We start from the raw sequence: 329 nt of genomic DNA, 5'->3' as shown, positions 1-329 counted from the left end.
AGTCAAGCACCCTTTTGCCATTACACTCTTGGGCCGGTTACCGATCGGCCTGAGGGTACCTTTAGAAGCCTCCGTTACGCTTTTGGAGGCGACCACCCCAGTCAAACTACCCACCAAGCAATGTCCTTCAACACGAAGTTAGAACTCAAACAAACGAAGGGTCGTATTTCAACAGCGGCTCCACGAACACTGGCGTGCCCGATTCAAAGCCTCCGACCTATCCTACACATCGCGTGCCCAAATTCAATGCTAAGCTATAGTAAAGGTTCACGGGGTCTTTTCGTCCCATCGCGGGTAATCGGCATCTTCACCGATACTACAATTTCACT

1 rRNA gene is annotated in these 329 nt (G+C 50.8%); it reads right to left on the bottom strand.

The window, feature by feature from the left end:
* A 23S ribosomal RNA gene (locus I6E24_RS16835) occupies window positions 1-329 on the bottom strand; the annotation flags it as partial.

This window comes from Bacteroides caecigallinarum (genome assembly GCF_021530995.1).
Taxonomy (GTDB): Bacteria; Bacteroidota; Bacteroidia; order Bacteroidales; family Bacteroidaceae; genus Phocaeicola; species Phocaeicola faecigallinarum.
Note: the sequence above shows the minus strand (reverse complement) of the source record. Positions and strands in the feature narration are given on the sequence as shown.